We start from the raw sequence: 18,627 nt of genomic DNA, 5'->3' as shown, positions 1-18,627 counted from the left end.
AACCTTCGGCTTTCTGAACGTCTAGAAGCCCGAATCGGGGAACGGCTGAGCGGTTTGGCCCATGAAATGGCCGAACGGCTCGACCAAGATATGTTCGACGTTTACAGCCAAGTACAAACCTTCGCCCGGCTCGACCCCTATGTCGCCGAAAGCAGTGCGCGCGAGGCAAAGCGGCGGCAGTGGATGGCTGACTTACAGCGCAGCTTTCCGCGCTATGCCTGGATCGGCTTTGCCCGGCCCGATGGGATTATCGAGGCATCGACCGGTAAGATGCTGGAGGGCCAGTCGGTCGCCGAACGCCCCTGGTTCAAGGCCGCCCTGAAAGGCCCTTTCGCGGGCGATCTGCACGAAGCCCTGCTGCTCAATCGGCTGCTGCGCCCCGATGGTGGCGAACCGTTGCGCTTCGTTGATGTTGCGGCCCCAATCTATGATACGCGCGGCACCTTGGTTGGTGTAATCGGTGTTCATCTCTATTGGTCATGGGCGGAACAGATGCGGAAAGCGCTGCTGGTGCCGCAGCGCATCTTTCCCGGAACCGATATCCGCGTGCTCGATGGAACCGGGCGCGTGCTGCTCGGCCCCAATATCGGCGAGGCGATGGACCATCTGCCCGCCGTTCAAGCCGCTTTGAGGGGCGAAACCGGCGCCCGGCGGGAGACGGTCGAGTCGTCGGAATGGCTCGTCGGCTATGATAGCGCCAATGGATACCGCGATTACCCCGGTTTAGGGTGGCGGGTCTTAACGATGACGCCGATGGAGATCGCCTATGCGCCAATCCGGGAAATCGAGGGAGGGCTGCTGCTGCTCGGCACGATTGCCGCCCTTATCGGGTCCGGCATCAGCTATCTCGTCGCCCGCCGCCTGACTGCGCCGCTCAACCGGCTGGCGGAGGATGCACGGCGCAGCAGCGACCGGCCCGAAACAGCCTTTCTCTCGCGCTCCGGCGGGTCGCGGGAGGTTGTGCGCCTGTCGCAGGCCCTGCGCGCCTTGGTCCGCCGCATCGGCACCTACGAACAGGATTTAGCCACGGTCAGCGCCGAAGCCTCTGCCCTCGCCGAACATAATAGCGTGCTGAAGGAAATGGCGCAGACCGACCCGCTGACCGGCCTGCTGAACCGGCGCGGCTTTTTCGAGGCGGTCGAGGCACGATTCGTGGGCAAACCGCAGACTGATCTCAGCGTGCTGGTCCTCGATATCGACCGGTTCAAAGCGATCAACGATACCCACGGGCATGGGGTGGGCGATACGGTCATCCAAGCCGTTGCCCGCCTGTGCCGCCAGCAATGCCGGGAAGGCGATTTGGTGGCGCGGTTTGGTGGCGAGGAATTCGTACTGCTGCTGCCGGGCTGCCCCGGCCCCGCCGCCGTTGCCTTCGCCGGGCGGTTGCGCCAGCGCATTGCCGATCAGCGGATCGAAACCCAGACCAGCCCCATCGGCGTCACCGTCTCCATCGGCGTTGCTTGGGGACAGGATATTAGCGAGGGGCTGAACGAGGCTATCGACCGCGCCGACCGGGCGCTCTATCGCGCCAAAGTGAACGGGCGCAACCGGGTGGAAGCCCGGCTGCCCAGCCCCGCCGCGTAACTTACAGCGTCGCTTTCTGGATCAATTCGATCTTATAGCCATCCGGGTCTTCGACGAAGGCGATATGGGTGGTGCCGTGCTTCATCGGACCGGGGGCGCGGGTAATCTTGGCCCCAGCCGCCGCTAATTGTTCGCAGGCCGCATAAATATCCGGCAGACCGAGGGCAATATGGCCGAAGCCGCTGCCGAGATCATAGGGTTCGTGATCCCAATTATGGGTAAGTTCGATGACCGTATGGTCCGCCTCGTCGCCATAGCCAACGAAGGCCAGCGTGAATTTACCGTCCGGGTAATCCTTGCGGCGCAGCAGTTTCATGCCCAACAGCCGGGTGTAGAAATCGATGGATTTATCGAGGTCGTACACGCGGATCATGGTGTGCAGCATCCGCGCACCGCTAAGAGCGGGAATCGTCATCTGTCTCTCCAGTCAGGGAAAATCAGCGCCCGCCCGCAACATCGAGCAAGGCGCCGGTGGTATAGGAAGCGGCATCGCCGAGCAGCCAGAGAATGGCTTCCGCCACCTCTTCCGCCCGGCCCGGCCGCCCGAGGGGGCTTGTGGTACCCAGCGTTTGCGCCCGGTCGGGCTGACCGCCGCTGGCGTGAATATCGGTTTCAATGATGCCAGGACGCACGGCATTGACGCGCACGCCTTGGCCCGCCAATTCCCGCGATAAACCGAGAGCAAGCGTATCCATTGCCCCTTTGGTTCCGGCGTAATCGACATATTGCCCCGCCGACCCGAGGCGGGAGGCGGCGGATGAAACCAGCACAATCGACCCGCCGCGCCCACCGCGATCCAACGGCAGGCGCCGCGCCCCTTCGCGGGCGGTCAGATAGGCGCCAAGGATATTCACGTCGAACATGCGGGTTAGGCGATCAAGGCTCATATCGGCCAAACAGGCCGCCGGGGCGACGATCCCGGCATTGACAACGACCCCATCAAGCGGGCCGAACGCCGCCTGCGCGGTATCGAAGAGGTGAATGACATCGGCTTCGACCGTCACGTCCCCTTGAACCGCAAGGGCTTTCCCTCCGGCAGCACTGACCGCCGCAACGGTATCCGCTGCAGCAGCGGCATCGCGGGTATAATTGACAGTGACCGACCAACCGCGCGCCCCGGCCAGAACCGCCGTTGCCCGGCCAATCCCCCGGCTACCGCCGGTAATGACGATGGTTTTCATGCCCGCCTCCCCTGATCGTAGATAGGGCCGGGTCAGCGCTTTTTGAAGCTCTGCGCCATCGCCAGAATGGCTTTCTGGTGCCGCGCCCCGGCCACCGGCGGCGGCGGGCCGTTGGGGTCGCGGCCCACGCCCTGCATCATCGCTTCTTCCGGCGTTTTCGGTTGACGGACGGAGCGTTTGACCGGCGGCAGCGTCTTGCCGATCTGATCAAAGATCGCATCCAAAGTTTCAGACGGGATTTCCCCCGGTTTCAACGGGCGGCGCGGCGCGGCGGGTTTCGGCGCAGGCTTGGGCGCCGGTTTAGCCGCCGCAGCGGGCGCGGGAGCAACCGGCGCCGGGGTCGGAACCGGGACGGGGTCGGCCTTCGGCGGGGCGGTCACGGTCGGCGGCGGCAGGGTTTCGACGGACGAGGCTAGAATATGCGCCGGGGCGCTGGGGGCGCGCGTGCGGGCTGGGGCCGCCACACTTTCGGCAGGGGCGCCCCCCTTCACCGCAGCACGCGCGAGAACTTTATTCACCGCATCAAAAGCGATGCCCTGTAAATAGGGCTCGACCAGCGCCAGCATCACCTCCGGGTCATGCTTGGCGAGGGCAACCAGACGGCGCGCGGCATCGGCCTTATCGCCGCGCGCGGCAACAATGGCTTGCTTTAAACTGGCATTCAGGGCCGCGCTCATTCCATCTCCCTCGGGCAACTCAGGCGCAAGATTACCATTCTCAGGGCCGCATTAAACAAAAAGCTGCGCTGTTTGGTGTGATGTTTCCGTTCCTAGCAAAAATGATTAAACTTGCCGCATGGTCCGCTCGCCCACGTATCCCAAAGCCCGCCGCGCCCTGATCGAACGTCGCACGCTTGATCTGACGCTCGCCGCCCTTACCTTCACCGACCGGCAAAGCCCGGCGCGGCGCACGGCCGTCTTCGCCGAGTTGAAACAGGCGTTGGCCCACGGGCGGGACGAGATTAAACGGCGCTTTCTGGCGGGCGGCGCCAGCGGCATCGAAACCGCGCGGGCGATGGCCTATCTGACCGACCAACTCATCCGCGTGCTCTATGACGATACGACGCTGCGGGTCTACCAAACCCCAAACCCCACCCAGGCTGAACGGCTGGCAGTAGTCGCCGTCGGCGGCTATGGGCGCGGGGAAATGGCGCCATTTTCCGACGTCGATCTACTGTTCCTGCTGCCCTATAAGCAAACCCCGGTCGGCGAGCAGATCGTCGAATATATGCTGTATATGCTGTGGGATTTGGGGCTGAAGGTCGGGCACGCTACCCGCTCGGTCGAAGAATGCCTGCGCATGGCACGGCAGGACCAAACCATCCGTACCGCCCTGCTGGAGTCGCGCTACGTTTGGGGGGATCAAGCGCTCTACAGCGACCTGAAGCGCCGGTTTGCCGCCGAAGTGGTGACCGGCACCGCGCTTGATTTCGTCGAAGCCAAACTGGGCGAGCGCGACGCGCGGCACGAGCGGATGGGCGATAGCCGCTATGTGCTGGAGCCGAATATCAAGGAAGGCAAAGGCGCCCTCCGCGATCTGCATACGCTCTATTGGATCGCCAAATACGCCTATCAGGTCGATGACGTCGCCGCCCTGCCGCTGCGCGGCGTGCTGACCACGGCGGAAGCCAATAAATTCGCGAAAGCCGAGGCCTTCTTCTGGACCATTCGCTGCCATCTGCACTATCTGGCGGGCCGGGCGGAAGAGCGGCTGACCTTCGACGTGCAGCGCGAACTGGCCGCCGCGATGGGCTATACCGACCACGCGGGCACGCGCGGTGTCGAACGCTTTATGAAGCATTATTTTCTGGTGGCGAAAGACGTGGGCGACCTCACCCGCATCTTCTGCGCAGCCTTGGAAGCGGAACAGAAGCGCAAGCCCAAAGCCTCCGCCCTGCACCGCTGGTTCGGGACCAAAAAGCACGAGAAGGACGGTTTTATCGTCGAGGGGAACCGTCTTTCCATCGGGCAAAAGGAAGCCTTTTTAGCCGACCCTGTAAACCTGATCCGGCTGTTTTGGGAGGCCGACCGCACGGGCTTCGATATTCACCCGACCGCCCTTCGGCTCGTCACACAAAACCTGAAGCTGATCGACGCCAAGCTGCGCGATCACCCGGACGCCAACCGGCTGTTTCTTGAAATGCTCGCGTCGCGCAACGAGCCGGAACAAGCGCTGCGCCGGATGAACGAAGCCGGGGTGCTGGGCCGCTTTGTGCCGGATTTTGGCCGGGTCGTCGCCCAAATGCAGTACGATATGTACCATGTGTTTACGGTGGACGAGCATACGCTGTTCGCCATCGGCATTCTGGCCGCGATCGAAAAAGGCAAACTGAAGGACGAAGCGCCGCTGGCCACCGCCCTCTTCCCAACGCTGGTATCGCGCCGGGCGCTGTATGTCGCGGTGCTGCTGCACGATATCGCCAAAGGGCGCGGCGGCGATCATTCGGTCTTGGGCGAACAGGTGGCTTATAAGCTCTGCCCGCGCCTGGGGTTGACGGCGGAGGAGACGGAAACCGTCGCCTGGCTGGTGCGCCAGCATCTCGCCATGAGCAATACCGCCTTCCGCCGCGATTTGCAGGATCCGAAGACCTTGCAGGATTTCGTCGATCTGGTGCAGTCGCCGGAACGGTTGAAGCTGCTGCTGATCCTGACCGTCGCCGATATTCGCGCCGTTGGTCCGAAAGTCTGGAACAATTGGAAGGCCGGGCTGCTGCGCGAGCTCTACACCCTCGCCGAAGCTAAGCTGACCGCCGAACCGGTGGAAGGCGTCAGCCCGCTCGAACGGCGGCTGCAAGCCCAGCATACCGAAATGCGCAAGCTGCTGGACGATTGGGCGGAGGCGGATTTCAACGCCCATATCGCCCTCGGCAGCCCGTCCTACTGGCTGTCCGCCGACCCGGCGATTTTGGCGCGCAATGCCCGCATGATCCGCCGCGCCATGCTGGACGGCGCGCCGCTGTCGGTCGAAACCCGCGTCGATGCCAAGCGCGGCGTGACCGATGTGACCATCTATACGGGGGACCATCCGGGCGTGTTCGCCCGCATCGCCGGGGCCTTGGCGGTTGCCGGGGCGAATATCGTCGACGCGCGGATTTTCACCCTATCGAACTCGATGGTGCTGGATAGTTTCACGGTGCAAGACCAGGACGGCGGCGCCTTCGACCGGCCCGATAAGCTGGCGCGCCTGGCCGTGCTGATCGAACAATCCCTGTCCGGGCGGCTGAAGTCGCTCGCCGATCTCAAGACCCAGCGCAGCGGCCCGGCGCGCACCCAGGTCTTTACCGTGCCGCCGCGTGTTCTGGTGCATAATTCCGCCTCTGCCACGTCCACGGTGGTCGAGATCAATGGCCGCGATCGGCCAGGGCTGCTGCACGATCTTGGCAGCACCATCACCAAGCAAAACCTGCAAATCGGCGCCGCCAAGATCACCACCTACGGCGAAAAGGTGGTGGACGTTTTCTATGTGAAGGATATTTTCGGCCTGAAGCTCGAACGGCCCAGTAAGGTGGAGGAGTTGCGCCGGGCGCTGCTTGCCGTGCTCGATACCGTCGCCCCGCCCGAACCGAAGGCGACCCGGCCCGCCGCGCGCAGCCGCGCCAAGCTCGCCGCCGAATGATCCGCCTGCTGCCCGCGCTGCTCGTCCTCGGAGCGTTGACCGGGGCGCAAGCGCGCGATGTCGCCGAAACCCAGGTGCAGGTGCTGGAAGCCCTCGCCCGCCAGGATTGGGCCGAAGCGCAAAGCCTGTGGCAACCGCTGGCGGATGCTCGGGAGCCGGAGGCGGAATATCAACTGGGCCTGCTGTTGGCGACGGCGCCCGCGCCCTATCGCAACCGCGCGGGCGCGCGGGATTTTCTCACCCGCGCCGCCGATCACGGTCACCGCGAGGCAAGCTATCGGCTGGGCCTGCTGCTGGCAGGCAACGATCCGGCGGAAGAGGCGGAGGCGCTGAGCCGCTTCAAAAGCGCCGCTGCGGGCGGCCATGGGCTCGCCGCGTCCGAAGTCGCGCGGCGGGAAGGGAAGTCCCCAAGCTTCCGCTTCGCCCTGCCCGATCCCAATGCCCCGCGCCCGCCCGATAATTGGGCGCCCCAGGTCGTTACCCGCGCGCCCGACCCGGTGCCGGGGCGGCCCGATGCCGTTGTTCGCACCTTCCCAATGCCCGCGCCAAAACCGCCCGCCCCGGCGGTGACAGTTGACCATACGGCCTTGGCGGAAGCGGCCCCGCCCCCGGTGCGGAAATCGGTCGCGCCGCCGATCCCGGAAACGCCCGCGCGCTCCCCCGAACCGCCGCCCGTGGCCCCTCCCCCGGCCCCCAGTGCCGTAAAACCCGCGCCGGTGGGCGATAGCCGCATCCGGGTCGCCGCCCTACGCGACGCCAGCAGCCTGAAACCTTTCGAGCGCGATTTCTTCCGCAAAACCGCCGATTGGCGCGACGGCCTCTCCCTGACCCACGACACGGGCGCCGATGGTTGGACGCGCGTCTATCTCGGTAAACTGCTCCCCGCACCCGAGGCACAAAGCCTCTGCCGGGCGCTCAAGGAGCGGCAAGTTGATTGCGTGGTGGTTCGTTAGAAGCACCGTCTTGCCAGCCGACTACTCGGGAAGAGCCATACAATCGCCCCATGATAGGGGGCTGGGGTTTGCCCTCGAATCATCAACCTCTACCGCACCAATGTAATTTTTCTGCTCATCGTAGAGCACTAAGAAGGCCCTTCCAAATTCGTTGGAGAGCCACGCATCGATATAGGAGGAATGGGAAGGAGTTGCCATTTTTGGACGGTCATAGACCGATAGAGCACAGACTAGCCCAACCTGCTTCCCATCATGAGAGAACCGTCGTCCAGAGGGACGTAGATTGTCTGTATATTCATAAAAGACACTCTGACTACGGATAATTAAAGGTTCGTTTTTAGGCACTTCGGATGGAGGCAAGGGAAAAATAATACGATCAATTTCTTTATAAAAAAGAAAAATAATGTAGATAAACGCAATTACTGAAATTGCTCTACTCATAATTCTTATCATGAACAAATTCAATTTTTCTTTTTTCATTATATCCCCCCAAAACAATTTTTTAAGAAAGCAATAAAAACACTATCTCACCACAAAAATAGAAAATATAATAATTATTGCGTTTTTTTGAGAAAATCAAGACATTCCCCCCAACTTAAACCGACTCTTTTGGGAATATCACCATAATGCGCCGTCAAACTGAAAAGCAGTTCGCCATGATCATCGAAGAAAATCATGAAATTAGTGATGTCAGCATCGTTGTTCAACATATCATGAATATTTGAGGGCAGGGAAAGCTCCGACCGAGTGGGTGGTTGATAGGATTTTGCTAGGCACAAAGTAGCGGCCCGGCGCCCCTCATAGTTAATCACCGCCTGATCGAGCGACGGATTTTCAATAATGAGACGATACAGATCGTCACTTTGGAGAATGGGCGGCAAGGAAGGCTTTATATCGTCGGTGACGGTCGTAAACCCAATTCCGGCGCAGAAACCAACAATCCCGCTTAGGGCCATTAAACCTATCAACCGGGGAAGCATATATCCTCCGCATTTGTCGGCGACTGGTCTTAGGCGCGCCCCAATCCCCGTGCCGCCAGCAACTCCCACGCCTCCGCCGCCGTATCGGCATAGGTGAAGAGCTTTAAATCTCTCTCCGCGATCATTCCGGCGTCGAGCATGACCTGAAGATCGAGCAGCTTCGTCCAAAACCCCCGGTCGAACAGGATTACCGGCAGATCATGGTCGATCTTGCCGGTCTGGCGCAGGGTCAGCAGTTCGAAGAGTTCATCGAGCGTGCCGAAACCGCCGGGAAAGACCACCAGGGCGGCGGCGCGCATCGCCAGATGCATCTTGCGCATGGCGAAATAATGGAAGCGGAAGGTTAGGTCCGGCGTTGAAAAAGCGTTCGGTTCCTGCTCGTGCGGCAGGGTGATGTTGAAGCCGATAGTCGGCGCCCCAACCTCCGCCGCACCGCGATTGGCGGCTTCCATAATCCCCGGCCCGCCGCCGGTGGCGATCACATGCTCCCGCCCCTCTGGCCGGTCGATCAAGGCCCCACCGCGCCGGGACGCCAAGGCGCCAAAGGCCCGCGCCGCCTCGTACCAAGGGCTGCCCGGCTTTACCCGCGCACTGCCGAAAACCACGATGGTGGAGGCAATGGCATGTCGGCGCAGATGCTCCTCCGCCTTGGCGTATTCCATGAGGAAGCGCACACCGCGCATCGAATCGCCCAGCAGAAACTCTGGATCAAGCGCGGGTTGGCGGTAGGCGGCAGACGCTTTTTGAGCGGAATTATCGGGGCGGTCGGTCATGCCTTAGAGATAGCGTAGCAGGACGAACCCGCCAACCAGCAGCACGGCAAAAACCGTGGTCAGCAAGGTCAGATATTTCTCGATAAACAAGCGGATCGGTTCGCCGAAGAAGTGCAGCAGCCCGGCGATTAGAAAGAAGCGCATCGCCCGCGATAGGATCGACGCGACCGTAAAAGCCAGCAGCGGAAAATGCGCAACGCCCGAGGCGATGGTGATCAGCTTATAGGGGATTGGCGTCATCCCCTTCAGAACGATGATCCACCAGCCATACTCGGCAAAGGCCTTTTGAAACTCGTCGAACTTCGCCCCAAGACCATAGGTCTGGATGACCCAGGAGCCGACCGCTTCCCACAGGTAATAGCCAATGGCATAGCCGAGGAACCCGCCCGCGACCGAAGCCAGGGTGCAGATCGTCGCGTAAAACAGCGCCTTGCGCCGATTGGCAAGGCACATCGGCACCAGCATCACATCGGGCGGGATCGGAAAGACGGAGCTTTCGACGAAGGACACGATGGCCAAGGCCCAGGGGGCCTGCGGGGTGCCGGAAAGGGCGATCACCCAGTCGTAGAGACGGCGGAGCATGAAAAATCGGCGTCCAATGCGCAAAGGAAGGTGCGGCGCGGTGTGCCACGCCCCCGGGCAAGGGTCAAGAGACAAGCCCCGCAAAACCGGCTACAAGGGGCGCGGGAGAGGGGGGCTTAAAGGAGCATGGAATGTCGAGACTCTTGGGTCCGGTCGAACTGGCGGTTCGGCAACAGTGCAAAACCGGGGAATCGCCGGTCTGGGATGCGCCGCGCGCCTGCCTGTGGTGGGTTGACATCAACGGGCCAACGCTGTTTCGCCTAACCCCGGCAACGGGCGCGGTCCGTGAATGGCATTTTGGCGAGGCGATCGGCTGCGTTGCCCGCGTCTCCGATGGCGCCCTGCTGCTCGCCCTGCGCTCGGGGCTTGTGCGCTTCGATCCCGACACGGGCGCTCAGACCGCCCTCACCCCCGCCCCCTATGACCCAAGCCGCTACCGCTTTAACGATGGCAAGGTCGATCCGCAGGGCCGCTTCTGGGTCGGCACGATGCACGAGCCGCGCACCGAACGCAGCGCGCAGCTTTACTGCCTAACCGCCGAGGGGCTGGAGGCGCGGGCGGGCGACGTGATGGTCTCCAACGGTCTTGCCTGGTCGCCCGATGGGACGCGGCTGTATCATTCCGACACGCGCGCCCACGCTATCTATACCTACCCGATGGACCCCGCGACGGGCGCTATCGGCGCACGGTCGATCTTCGCCAGCCTGCCGCCCGCAGGCGGTCGCCCGGATGGGGCGGCGATGGATTGCGAAGGCGGCTATTGGAGCGCGCAGTTCGCCGGGGGCCGCGTACTGCGCTTTGCCCCCGATGGCACGATTACCGACGCGATTAGCCTGCCGGTCAGCCGCCCGACGATGGTCGCCTTTGGCGGGCCGGACCGGCAAACCCTCTATATCACCAGCGCCGCCGAAGGGCTGACGGCCGAGCAACTGGCTGCCGAACCCCTAGCGGGGTCGCTGTTCAGCCTGCGCGTTGCGGTTCCGGGCGAGGCGATTCCGGCGGTCGCCTACCCTTTGAGCGGCACATAGATCAGCGTCTTCCACTCGGTGGGCGGCAGGGTCCGGGGATCGTTGAGATATTCCTCCAGCGCGGGGCGATCATCCGGCTCCTGCCCGCTTTCCGGCAACCAGGTGCCGAACAGCCACTGATAGGCATGCTCGAGTTCCGCATAGGGACCGACATGCAAGGCGGCGGCGTAGCGCCCCCCCGCGATGGTGAGCGGTTGGGCAGGGCTGTCGAGAGCCGTTCCAGGCGGGACGGTCACACAGGCTTCGGAGCGAAGATCGCCCACCGGAACGGCGGAGGGATCGTCGTGGTACACGCCGAACATGCGGGTTTCGGGCCCGATCAGCCCGCGCCCGGCGGCATAAACCGTCAGCGTTTCAAACGCTTTCCCGATTTCGAGATACGATCCACGGTGCGGGACAGCGGCGCACGGCAGATCGGGCAGCGTCACGTAATCGATGGGTAACATCTGGCTCTCCTTCAGGGCAGGATCAACGGATCGGCGGCGATAGAGCGCGGGCGGCAGGCCGTAATCGGCGGAAAAGCTGCGCGTGAACGCGGCTTGGCTGCCGTATCCCGCCCGGTTGGCGATCTCGGAAATGGGTTGGTCGGACTGCACCAGCGCCCCCGCCGCCCGGTGCAGCCGCAGCCGACGCACGGTTTCCGCCACCGTTTCCCCCGTCGCGCCCCGATAGATACGGTGGAAGTGATAGGGGGAAAAGGCGGCAACCCCCGCCAAATGATCGAGATCGAGCGGCGCATCGAGGTTCGCCCAAAGATAGTCTATCACCCGCAACAGGCGCGCTTCGTAGGAATTGTCCAGCATAGGCCCCCCTTCGCTCTCCGCCTACAGAAGCACAGGCGGCTTTGATAAATCTTGCGAAACCCACGCGCCCAGATAAAGGGCTTGACAGGATCGTATAGTAAGGAACCATACTAACGGTATGGACCCTTACTATTGGAGCGTATCATGGCCTCGCTCAATCGCCGCCGTTTCCTGAAATGGACCCTGGGGGGCTTTGCCGCCCTAAGCACGGCGGCGATCGCCGGAGGGGTCGGTATAAGCTTGATCCCCGATGTTCCCGCTGCCGCGAATGCCCCGTGGCGCACCGCAGGCCAAGGCCGCAACCCGCGAGAGCGGGCGTTGAGCTATGCCGCCCTCGCCCCCAATCCGCATAATTTGCAATCCTGGCTGATCGAGCTTATCGGCGACGACCGGATGCGCCTGTATGTGGACCGCCGCCGCCTGTTGCCAGAAACCGATCCGGTCAACCGCCAGATCGTGATTGGTCAGGGTTGTTTCATCGAAACCTTGGCGCTGGCGGCAGGGCTGGAAGGCTATCGGGCCGAGGTCACCCTGTTTCCAGAAGGGGCTTTTGCCACAAACGGCGTCGATCATCGCCCCGTCGCCGAGGTACGCTTGATCGCCGGGGGCCAAGCCGACCCGCTGGCCCACGCGATTACCCAGCGCCGTAGCGTGAAGGAACCGTTCGACGTAACCAAGATTCCCAGCAATGGGCAGTTGCGCGCCCTGACCGCCCTCAGCACCGCCGACGCCCGGCTCGCGGCGACCGCGTCCCCCGACCGGGTCAAGCGCCTGCGCGACCTGCTCTATGTCGGTATGGAGATTGAAACCCGCCTGCCCCGGACGTTTCTGGAAAGCGTCAAGCTCATGCGGATTGGCGCTGAGGAAATCACCCGACACCGCGACGGCATCGACCTTGGTGGTGGCATGATGGAAGTGCTGGGGCGCACTGGGATCGTCACGCGCGAAGCCCTGGCCGATCCGACCAGCAGCAGCTTCCAAACGGGGCTTGATCGCTATAGGGCGATGACGGAGGCGACGCCCGCGCTGATTTGGCTCACAACACCGGGCAACCGTCGCGAGGATCAAATCGCCGCCGGGCGCGCCTATCAACGGCTTGCCCTCAGCGTCGCCCAGGCCGGTTTATCGCTGCACCCGATGAGCCAATTGCTGCAAGAATATCCCGAGATGGCCGAGGCGCAGCGCCAACTAATGGCCGAGCTTGAGGTGCATGCCCCCGAGCGCGTGCAGATGCTGGCCCGGATCGGCTATGGTCCCACCACCTCTCCCGCCCCCCGGCGCGACCCGGCATCGCTGATCGTCGCTGGGCCGAAACTATCGATGGCTTTCTGATGACCGAGACCCCGCCCCCACTCGTCTTTCAAACCCTCAATGAAATCGGGATTATTGCCCAATTGGCGGGGCGGCGGTTTGAACAGGTCATGCCGCTGGGGCTGAGCCTTGCCCAGTTCACCGCCCTCAACCATCTGGTGCGGATGGGCGACGGGCGCAGCTTGGTCCGCATGGCCAGCGCGCTTCAGGTGACCAAAGCCAGCATGGGGGAGGTCGTGCGCAAACTCGCCGAAAAAGCGCTCGTGACAATCACCCCCGACCCAGAGGATCGGCGCGGTAAGAAGGTTTACTTGACCGACGCGGGACGGGAGGCCCGCGCGGCGGCAATCACCGCGCTAGGCCCCGATATGACGCGCCTCAGCGAAGCCTTTGGGGACGCTTTTTTTACCGACCTTCTGCCGAAGCTCGCCGACCTCCGCCGCTGGCTGGATCGCGCGCGGGACGCCGGACCTGCCAGTGGTGCCGATTAGGCTGCTTCCGGGCGGTCGCAGTTAATCATCCACGGCACACCGAATTTATCGGTGAACATGCCGAAGCGCAGCGCCCAGAAGGTTTCGGCAATCGGCATCGTCACCGTACCGCCCGCCGACAGGGCGGCGAACAAGCGTTCCGCCTCCTCGATACTCGCCGTATTCAAGGAAACGGTAAAGCCGCTATAAGAAATCTCGCCCGGCCCCATCCAATCCGAGGCCATGAACAGCGTATCCTGATAGGTCAGACCGGCGTGCATCATCTTGTCCCGCCATTCCGGTGCAACCTCAGCCTCGGCGGGGGTGCCCGCGAACGGGTAGAACCTCGGCGTCACGCCCAGGGCTTCGCCATAGAAGGTCATGGCGTCCTGGCAGGTGCCGCCGAACGTCAGATAAACAGTAATGCCCACGGGGGCCTCCGAACAAAAAGGAAACTTTCGCCACCCTAGCGTGTTTCCCCTTCGTTCGCAAGCAATCCTATGCCTGTTTCGCCGCGATGATGCCCCGGCGGATGGCGCGGGTGGTGGCGAATTTCTCCTCCAGCGTCGCACCGTCGCCGATGCGGATGGCGCGGGCGAGCAGGCCGAGGTCTTCGTGCAAACGGCCCAACATTTCCAGCACCGCCTCGCGGTTATTCAGGAACACATCGCGCCACATCACCGGGTCGGAGGCAGCGATGCGGGTAAAATCGCGAAAACCGCCCGCCGAATATTTAATCACTTCCTGCTGCATATGCTCTTCAAGGTCGGTGGCGGTGCCGACGATGGTATAGGCGATAAGGTGCGGCAGGTGGGAGGTGATGGCCAGCACCCTGTCGTGATGCTCCGCGCTCATGATCGTCACCCGGCTGCCAACGGCTTCCCACGCGGTTTGCAACCGAGCCACCGCCTCTGGGTTCGCCCCCTCGGCGGGGGTCAGAATGCAGTGGCGCCCGTCAAACAGTTCGGCAAAGCCCGCAGCAGGGCCGGAATGTTCGGTCCCGGCAATCGGATGCCCGGCGATAAAATGGACGTGCGGCGGCAGCACCGGCGCCACGTCGCGGATCACCGCCTGCTTGACCGAGCCAACATCGGTGACGATGGCCCCCTCGCTCAAATGGGGTGCCAGCTTAGCCGCGACCTTGCCACACGCGCCGACCGGCACGCAGAGCACGACCAAATCGGCCCCGGCGGCGAGCGCCGGATCATTCCCCGCCTCATCCGCGATCCCCAAGTGCAAGGCTTCGTCGATATGAGCCGGCGTATGATCAAAGGCAACGATCTGCTTCGCTACCCCGGCCCGGCGCAGGGCGAGCGCAAAGGAACTGCCGATCAGCCCAATCCCTGCAATCAACACCCGCTCGAAGGGGGCAACCCCAGCACTCATGCCGCCAGAAACTCCGTGATCAGGCGCAGGCACTCCTGCAACTCCTCTTCCGGGCCGATAGAGATGCGCAGGGAATGCGCCAAACCGTAAGAGTGCATCTTGCGGATCAACACCCCCCGCTCCGACAGATAGGCCCAAGCGTCCGCCGCCGTCTTGCCGGGGGTATCCGGGAAGCGCACCAGAATGAAGTTCCCGGCGCTGGGGGCGACGCTTAGACCCAAGGCGGTCAGTTTTTCCGTCATCCACGGCAACCAGGCTTCGTTATGGGCGCGGGAGCGGGCGAGGAAATCGCTATCTTCGACGGCGGCCACCCCGGCAACCTGGGCGGCTAGGCTGACATTAAACGGCCCGCGCACGCGGTTCAGCACATCGGCCACCGGGGCCGAACAATAGGCCCAACCGAGACGCAGGGCGGCCAGAGCGAAAATCTTCGAGAACGTGCGCAGCATCACGACATTCGCGAATTTTTCGACGAGGTCGATGCCCGCCGTGTAATCGTTGCGGCCTTCCGCATATTCGGCATAGGCGGCGTCGATGATCAGCAGCACATCAGACGGCAGCCCGGCGTGTAGGCGCGCCACCTCCGCCGCCGAGATATAGGAGCCGGTCGGATTATTCGGGTTGGCGAGGAAGACGACGCGCGTGCGCGGCGTGACTGCCGCCAGCATAGCATCGACATCCGTGCGCAGCGCGGTTTCCGGCGCGGCCACCGGCGTTGCCCCAACCGCTTTGGCGCCGATGGGATACATCAAGAAGCCGTGCTGGCTATAGAGAACCTCGTCCCCCGGACCCGCATAGGACTTCAGCAGCAGGGCGATGAGTTCGTCCGACCCGGCGCCACAGACGATGCGGGCGGCATCCAGCCCGTGCTTTTTGGCCAACGCCTGCCGCAGCGCCGTACTACCGCCGTCCGGGTAGCGGTGCAGCTCGCCCGCCATCGCCGTCAGCGCAGCCATCGCCGCCGGGCTGGGGCCAAGCGCGCCTTCGTTGGAAGAAAGCTGCTTTAGGGTCACCGTCGCCCCAATCTGATTGGCGCCGCTCACATAGGCGGCAATATCCAAAATACCGGGGCGCGGAACGGGGGCCTTGCTCATGATGTCTACTTTTCTAATCGGGAGACTGTTTATTTGCGGCGCAGCGGCATCGGATAGCCACCAATCACGCGCGGTTGGCCAATTTCTTCGGGATTGTCACGGTGGAGGGCCAGCAAGCGCGGGTCGGTTTCGATGACGAACCCCTCCACCTCAATCAGATGCAGGCCCGGCAGGCCGGGCTTATCAAGCTGATCGGTAATCCAATCCACCGTGAATCCCGCCGCCCCAACGCGCGATAGCAAACGGGTTCGGCTGATTTCCTTCAAGGTTTCCACCACCAGGAAACTACGATCCTCGCCCGACGCTTCCAGCGGCGCCCGCGCGATCACCAAGGCCGACGGGCCATTCGCGGCGCCATAGGCAGGCAGGCGGGCAACAATGCGCGGCGTATGATCATCGGCCTGCTGCACATACTGCCACCAAGGGTCCGAATCGCCTTCCTGCGGCCAGGGCAGCACCCCCAGCATCGCCGGATCGTCGCTGACCGCGCGCAAGACCGACCCCGCCGACAAATGCACCGTCACGCTCGGCAGCACGCCGAACTGGTCGCGCGCCAAATCCCAATAGGTGCCATCCCCCTCCGGCAGATAGACGGCAATGCCGAACTTACCCTGGATCATCGTCATGCCGCCGACGATTTCGCGCCAAATGCGGGCAACCGTGCCGAAGGGCAGACTGCCTTGATGGCGGGCGACGAGGCGCCGCAAAATCTCCGCTTCGCGCGCCGGGCGCAGGAAAGTGGGGTTGGCGCCGCGCTTGGCGCTGCCCACCTCGGCAACGATTTCCGCCCGGCGCATCAGCAGATCATGGATCTGATTATCCAGCCGGTCGATTTCCTCGCGCAGCGCCGCCAGCCGCTGCGGCGCCGCATCGGTCGGGGTCTGGGGGGGGATGTCACCCGCGTCGGTCATCATAGGCTCGCTTACAGCACTCAGGTCGGGCAGCAAACCTAGCGCGCCCGGACGGGCGGCGGAAGGGGAAAGCGGCTATCCGGGTACAAGTTTACCCCCATGAGAAAACAAACATTGACCTTCGGGGCGCGTTGCGCATCCTATGCGCCCTTGGTTCCAAAGAGTTGGCCGCCGCTGCGGCCCTTGGGAGTGGTAACCGCCCGCGATGACTGACCTCACGGCTTCTATCCCCGCAACGACCCGGCAAGTGATCCGGTTCGATGCCCCGTTGCCGCTCGATAGCGGCCAAACCCTGGCGCCCTTCAGCCTCGGGGTGACCACCTATGGCACGCTGAACGAAAGCCGCAGCAATGCGGTTTTGATCTGCCACGCCCTGACCGGCGATCAATACGTCGCCCAAAAGCACCCGGTGACGGGGCGGGAGGGCTGGTGGAGCCTATTGGTCGGCCCCGGTAAGATTCTCGATCCGGCGCGCTATTTCATTGTCTGTTCCAACGTCATCGGCGGCTGCATGGGCTCGACCGGCCCGCTGGAAACGAATCCTGCCACCGGCAAGGCCTATGCCATCGATTTCCCGGTGATCACCATCAACGATATGGTGCGCGCCCAGGAACGGTTGATGGGCCATTTCGGCATTGATCAATGGTTCGCCGTCGTCGGCGGGTCGATGGGTGGCATGCAAGTTCTGTCGTGGGCGGCGCATTACCCCGAGAAGGTGTTCGCGGCGGTGCCCATTGCCACCTCCTACCGGCATTCCGCGCAGAATATCGCCTTTCACGAGGTCGGGCGCCAAGCGATCATGGCCGATCCCGACTGGCGCGAGGGCCATTACCCCGACGCGGGGACGGTACCGGCGCGCGGCCTGTCGGTTGCCCGCATGGCAGCCCATATCACCTATTTGTCGGAACCGGCGCTGCACCGAAAATTCGGCCGGTCGTTACAGGACCGCAGCGCCGTGACCTTCGGGTTCGACGCCGATTTTCAGGTGGAAAGCTATCTGCGCTACCAGGGCGCGGCCTTCGTGGATCGGTTCGACGCCAATTCGTACCTGTATATCACCCGCGCGATGGATTATTTCGACCTTGCCGCCGAGTTCGGTGGGCTACCGAAGGCTTTCGCGGGAACGCAAACGCGGTTTTGCGTCCTCTCCTTCTCCTCCGACTGGCTGTTTCCAACCTCGGAAAGCCGGGCGCTGGTGCATGCGCTGAATGCGGTCGCGGCGAATGTCTCCTTCTGCGAAATCGAGACCGACCGTGGCCATGACGCGTTTCTGCTCGACGAGCCGGAGATGTTCGCCGTGCTTCGCGGGTTCTTCCAGGGCTGCGCAACGCTGCGGGGGCTGGCATGATCCGGCGCGATCTTCTGTCTATCGCCGAAATGATTGACCCCGGTGTGCGGGTTCTCGATATCGGCTGCGGCGATGGAGCGCTGCTGCATTATCTTGCGGAAACCAAGCAAGTGGACGGGCGCGGTATCGAACTGTCGCAAGCCGGGGTGAACGGCTGCGTGGCGCGCGGCCTATCGGTGATCCAGGGCGATGCCGATACGGATTTGCGCGATTACCCGGCGGGCAGCTTCGATTACGCGATCCTCAGCCAGACCTTGCAGGCGACCCGCGCGCCGCGCGACGTGCTGGCGCATCTGGCGCGGATCGGACGGCGGGTGATCGTCTCTTTCCCCAACTTCGGCCATTGGCGGGTGCGCTGGGCGTTGATGGCGGGCGGGCATATGCCGAATACGCCCGACCTGCCCTATGCTTGGTACGATACGCCGAACATTCACCTCTGTACGGTACAGGACTTCAAAGGCCTCGCCGCCGATCTGGACTTAGAGATCGAACGGCTGCGCGCCCTCGATTCGGCCGGGGCGCCGATCCCGGCCTGGGCGGCGCGCTGGCCGAACCTGCTGGCCCCGCAGGTGGTCTGCTTGCTGCGGCGGCGCTAGAGCAAATCCCGA

20 protein-coding genes are annotated in these 18,627 nt (G+C 63.2%); 8 read left to right on the top strand and 12 right to left on the bottom strand.

Annotation, left to right across the window (positions count from 1 at the left end; genetic code table 11):
- Positions 1-54 precede the first annotated feature (54 nt).
- On the top strand, positions 55-1,584 hold the full coding sequence (locus CHR90_RS14300; protein ID WP_170941415.1) for a sensor domain-containing diguanylate cyclase: 1,530 nt from the start codon (positions 55-57) through the stop codon (positions 1,582-1,584).
- 1 nt (position 1,585) lies between these two features.
- Here the strand turns inward: CHR90_RS14300 and gloA are convergent, their stop codons facing one another.
- Genes gloA through CHR90_RS19560 form a run of 3 tightly spaced genes read right to left on the bottom strand, consistent with a single transcriptional unit; the run spans position 1,586 to position 3,442 of the window.
- Positions 1,586-1,999, bottom strand: coding sequence for a lactoylglutathione lyase (gene gloA / locus CHR90_RS14295; RefSeq protein WP_094409684.1), 414 nt, complete (start codon positions 1,997-1,999; stop codon positions 1,586-1,588).
- Positions 2,000-2,021: 22 nt separating this feature from the next.
- Entirely contained in the window at positions 2,022-2,765 is a 744-nt protein-coding gene (locus CHR90_RS14290; protein WP_094409683.1) for an SDR family oxidoreductase, read from the bottom strand.
- Positions 2,766-2,797: 32 nt separating this feature from the next.
- Positions 2,798-3,442, bottom strand: coding sequence for a hypothetical protein (locus CHR90_RS19560; protein WP_096777663.1), 645 nt, complete (start codon positions 3,440-3,442; stop codon positions 2,798-2,800).
- 118 nt (positions 3,443-3,560) lie between these two features.
- Between CHR90_RS19560 and CHR90_RS14280 the strand changes: the two genes are divergently transcribed.
- Both CHR90_RS14280 and CHR90_RS14275 read left to right on the top strand, forming a co-directional pair.
- On the top strand, positions 3,561-6,380 hold the full coding sequence (locus CHR90_RS14280) for a [protein-PII] uridylyltransferase (protein WP_094409682.1): 2,820 nt from the start codon (positions 3,561-3,563) through the stop codon (positions 6,378-6,380).
- Positions 6,377-7,333, top strand: a complete 957-nt coding sequence (locus CHR90_RS14275; protein WP_094409681.1) for an SEL1-like repeat protein — start codon at positions 6,377-6,379, stop codon at positions 7,331-7,333. Before CHR90_RS14280 ends, CHR90_RS14275 begins: the two co-directional genes overlap by 4 nt.
- A gap of 21 nt (positions 7,334-7,354) precedes the next feature.
- Here CHR90_RS14275 and CHR90_RS19280 read toward each other — a convergent pair whose 3' ends face one another.
- The 4 genes from CHR90_RS19280 to CHR90_RS14260 form a co-directional block, all read right to left on the bottom strand.
- Positions 7,355-7,813: a hypothetical protein gene (locus CHR90_RS19280; protein ID WP_141210963.1), complete on the bottom strand. Its 459-nt coding sequence runs from the start codon at positions 7,811-7,813 to the stop codon at positions 7,355-7,357.
- Between the two features lie 74 nt (positions 7,814-7,887).
- On the bottom strand, positions 7,888-8,313 hold the full coding sequence (locus CHR90_RS14270) for a hypothetical protein (RefSeq protein ID WP_141210962.1): 426 nt from the start codon (positions 8,311-8,313) through the stop codon (positions 7,888-7,890).
- A 29-nt stretch (positions 8,314-8,342) separates the two neighbouring features.
- Positions 8,343-9,086 (bottom strand): LOG family protein, encoded by a 744-nt coding sequence (locus CHR90_RS14265; RefSeq protein ID WP_094409679.1) that lies wholly within the window; start codon positions 9,084-9,086, stop codon positions 8,343-8,345.
- 3 nt (positions 9,087-9,089) lie between these two features.
- Positions 9,090-9,668: a YqaA family protein gene (locus CHR90_RS14260; protein ID WP_094409678.1), complete on the bottom strand. Its 579-nt coding sequence runs from the start codon at positions 9,666-9,668 to the stop codon at positions 9,090-9,092.
- 131 nt (positions 9,669-9,799) lie between these two features.
- Between CHR90_RS14260 and CHR90_RS14255 the strand changes: the two genes are divergently transcribed.
- Complete coding sequence (locus tag CHR90_RS14255; RefSeq protein ID WP_094409677.1) at positions 9,800-10,696, top strand: SMP-30/gluconolactonase/LRE family protein; 897 nt, start codon at positions 9,800-9,802, stop codon at positions 10,694-10,696.
- Here the strand turns inward: CHR90_RS14255 and CHR90_RS14250 are convergent.
- Positions 10,675-11,499, bottom strand: coding sequence for an AraC family transcriptional regulator (locus CHR90_RS14250; protein ID WP_094409676.1), 825 nt, complete (start codon positions 11,497-11,499; stop codon positions 10,675-10,677). The genes CHR90_RS14255 and CHR90_RS14250 overlap by 22 nt on opposite strands.
- A 144-nt stretch (positions 11,500-11,643) precedes the next feature.
- On the opposite strand from CHR90_RS14250, the gene CHR90_RS14245 reads away from it, so the two are divergent.
- Both CHR90_RS14245 and CHR90_RS14240 read left to right on the top strand, forming a co-directional pair.
- On the top strand, positions 11,644-12,831 hold the full coding sequence (locus CHR90_RS14245) for an Acg family FMN-binding oxidoreductase (RefSeq protein ID WP_094409675.1): 1,188 nt from the start codon (positions 11,644-11,646) through the stop codon (positions 12,829-12,831).
- Positions 12,831-13,301: a MarR family winged helix-turn-helix transcriptional regulator gene (locus CHR90_RS14240; RefSeq protein ID WP_094409674.1), complete on the top strand. Its 471-nt coding sequence runs from the start codon at positions 12,831-12,833 to the stop codon at positions 13,299-13,301. The genes CHR90_RS14245 and CHR90_RS14240 overlap by 1 nt, the downstream gene beginning before the upstream one ends.
- Here CHR90_RS14240 and CHR90_RS14235 read toward each other — a convergent pair.
- The 4 genes from CHR90_RS14235 to pheA all read right to left on the bottom strand — a co-directional run bounded on the left by CHR90_RS14235 (position 13,298) and on the right by pheA (position 16,674).
- Positions 13,298-13,711 carry a VOC family protein gene (locus CHR90_RS14235; protein WP_094409673.1) on the bottom strand — a complete coding sequence of 138 codons (414 nt, stop codon included), beginning with the start codon at positions 13,709-13,711 and terminating at the stop codon, positions 13,298-13,300. The two genes, CHR90_RS14240 and CHR90_RS14235, sit on opposite strands and share 4 nt — an antisense overlap.
- A 67-nt stretch (positions 13,712-13,778) precedes the next feature.
- On the bottom strand, positions 13,779-14,666 hold the full coding sequence (locus CHR90_RS14230) for a prephenate/arogenate dehydrogenase family protein (RefSeq protein ID WP_094409672.1): 888 nt from the start codon (positions 14,664-14,666) through the stop codon (positions 13,779-13,781).
- A complete protein-coding gene (hisC, locus tag CHR90_RS14225; RefSeq protein WP_094409671.1) occupies positions 14,663-15,760 on the bottom strand; it encodes a histidinol-phosphate transaminase in 1,098 nt (365 codons plus the stop codon). Before hisC ends, CHR90_RS14230 begins: the two co-directional genes overlap by 4 nt.
- A gap of 29 nt (positions 15,761-15,789) precedes the next feature.
- Positions 15,790-16,674, bottom strand: a complete 885-nt coding sequence (gene pheA, locus CHR90_RS14220) for a chorismate mutase (protein ID WP_094409670.1) — start codon at positions 16,672-16,674, stop codon at positions 15,790-15,792.
- Positions 16,675-16,876: 202 nt separating this feature from the next.
- Here pheA and metX point away from each other — a divergent pair, with 202 nt between their 5' ends.
- Positions 16,877-18,019 (top strand): homoserine O-acetyltransferase MetX, encoded by a 1,143-nt coding sequence (gene metX, locus CHR90_RS14215; protein ID WP_094409669.1) that lies wholly within the window; start codon positions 16,877-16,879, stop codon positions 18,017-18,019.
- The gene (gene metW / locus CHR90_RS14210) at positions 18,016-18,615 is read left to right on the top strand and encodes a methionine biosynthesis protein MetW (RefSeq protein ID WP_094409668.1); all 600 of its coding nucleotides are present in this window, start codon (positions 18,016-18,018) and stop codon (positions 18,613-18,615) included. The genes metX and metW overlap by 4 nt, the downstream gene beginning before the upstream one ends.
- Positions 18,616-18,627: the final 12 nt, after the last annotated feature.

Origin of the sequence: Elstera cyanobacteriorum, assembly GCF_002251735.1 — a bacterium.
GTDB classification, from domain to species: domain Bacteria; phylum Pseudomonadota; class Alphaproteobacteria; order Elsterales; family Elsteraceae; genus Elstera; species Elstera cyanobacteriorum.
Note: the sequence above shows the minus strand (reverse complement) of the source record. Positions and strands in the feature narration are given on the sequence as shown.

What these genes read in the sequence shown, in the direction of transcription:
- gloA (WP_094409684.1), bottom strand. Translation starts at nt 1,999, where the DNA reads ATGACGATTCCCGCTCTTAGCGGTGCGCGGATGCTGCACACCATGATC.
- CHR90_RS14290 (WP_094409683.1), bottom strand. Translation starts at nt 2,765, where the DNA reads ATGAAAACCATCGTCATTACCGGCGGTAGCCGGGGGATTGGCCGGGCA.
- CHR90_RS19560 (WP_096777663.1), bottom strand. Translation starts at nt 3,442, where the DNA reads ATGAGCGCGGCCCTGAATGCCAGTTTAAAGCAAGCCATTGTTGCCGCG.
- CHR90_RS14280 (WP_094409682.1), top strand. Translation starts at nt 3,561, where the DNA reads ATGGTCCGCTCGCCCACGTATCCCAAAGCCCGCCGCGCCCTGATCGAA.
- CHR90_RS14275 (WP_094409681.1), top strand. Translation starts at nt 6,377, where the DNA reads ATGATCCGCCTGCTGCCCGCGCTGCTCGTCCTCGGAGCGTTGACCGGG.
- CHR90_RS19280 (WP_141210963.1), bottom strand. Translation starts at nt 7,813, where the DNA reads ATGAAAAAAGAAAAATTGAATTTGTTCATGATAAGAATTATGAGTAGA.
- CHR90_RS14270 (WP_141210962.1), bottom strand. Translation starts at nt 8,313, where the DNA reads ATGCTTCCCCGGTTGATAGGTTTAATGGCCCTAAGCGGGATTGTTGGT.
- CHR90_RS14265 (WP_094409679.1), bottom strand. Translation starts at nt 9,086, where the DNA reads ATGACCGACCGCCCCGATAATTCCGCTCAAAAAGCGTCTGCCGCCTAC.
- CHR90_RS14260 (WP_094409678.1), bottom strand. Translation starts at nt 9,668, where the DNA reads ATGCTCCGCCGTCTCTACGACTGGGTGATCGCCCTTTCCGGCACCCCG.
- CHR90_RS14255 (WP_094409677.1), top strand. Translation starts at nt 9,800, where the DNA reads ATGTCGAGACTCTTGGGTCCGGTCGAACTGGCGGTTCGGCAACAGTGC.
- CHR90_RS14250 (WP_094409676.1), bottom strand. Translation starts at nt 11,499, where the DNA reads ATGCTGGACAATTCCTACGAAGCGCGCCTGTTGCGGGTGATAGACTAT.
- CHR90_RS14245 (WP_094409675.1), top strand. Translation starts at nt 11,644, where the DNA reads ATGGCCTCGCTCAATCGCCGCCGTTTCCTGAAATGGACCCTGGGGGGC.
- CHR90_RS14240 (WP_094409674.1), top strand. Translation starts at nt 12,831, where the DNA reads ATGACCGAGACCCCGCCCCCACTCGTCTTTCAAACCCTCAATGAAATC.
- CHR90_RS14230 (WP_094409672.1), bottom strand. Translation starts at nt 14,666, where the DNA reads ATGAGTGCTGGGGTTGCCCCCTTCGAGCGGGTGTTGATTGCAGGGATT.
- hisC (WP_094409671.1), bottom strand. Translation starts at nt 15,760, where the DNA reads ATGAGCAAGGCCCCCGTTCCGCGCCCCGGTATTTTGGATATTGCCGCC.
- pheA (WP_094409670.1), bottom strand. Translation starts at nt 16,674, where the DNA reads ATGATGACCGACGCGGGTGACATCCCCCCCCAGACCCCGACCGATGCG.
- metX (WP_094409669.1), top strand. Translation starts at nt 16,877, where the DNA reads ATGACTGACCTCACGGCTTCTATCCCCGCAACGACCCGGCAAGTGATC.
- metW (WP_094409668.1), top strand. Translation starts at nt 18,016, where the DNA reads ATGATCCGGCGCGATCTTCTGTCTATCGCCGAAATGATTGACCCCGGT.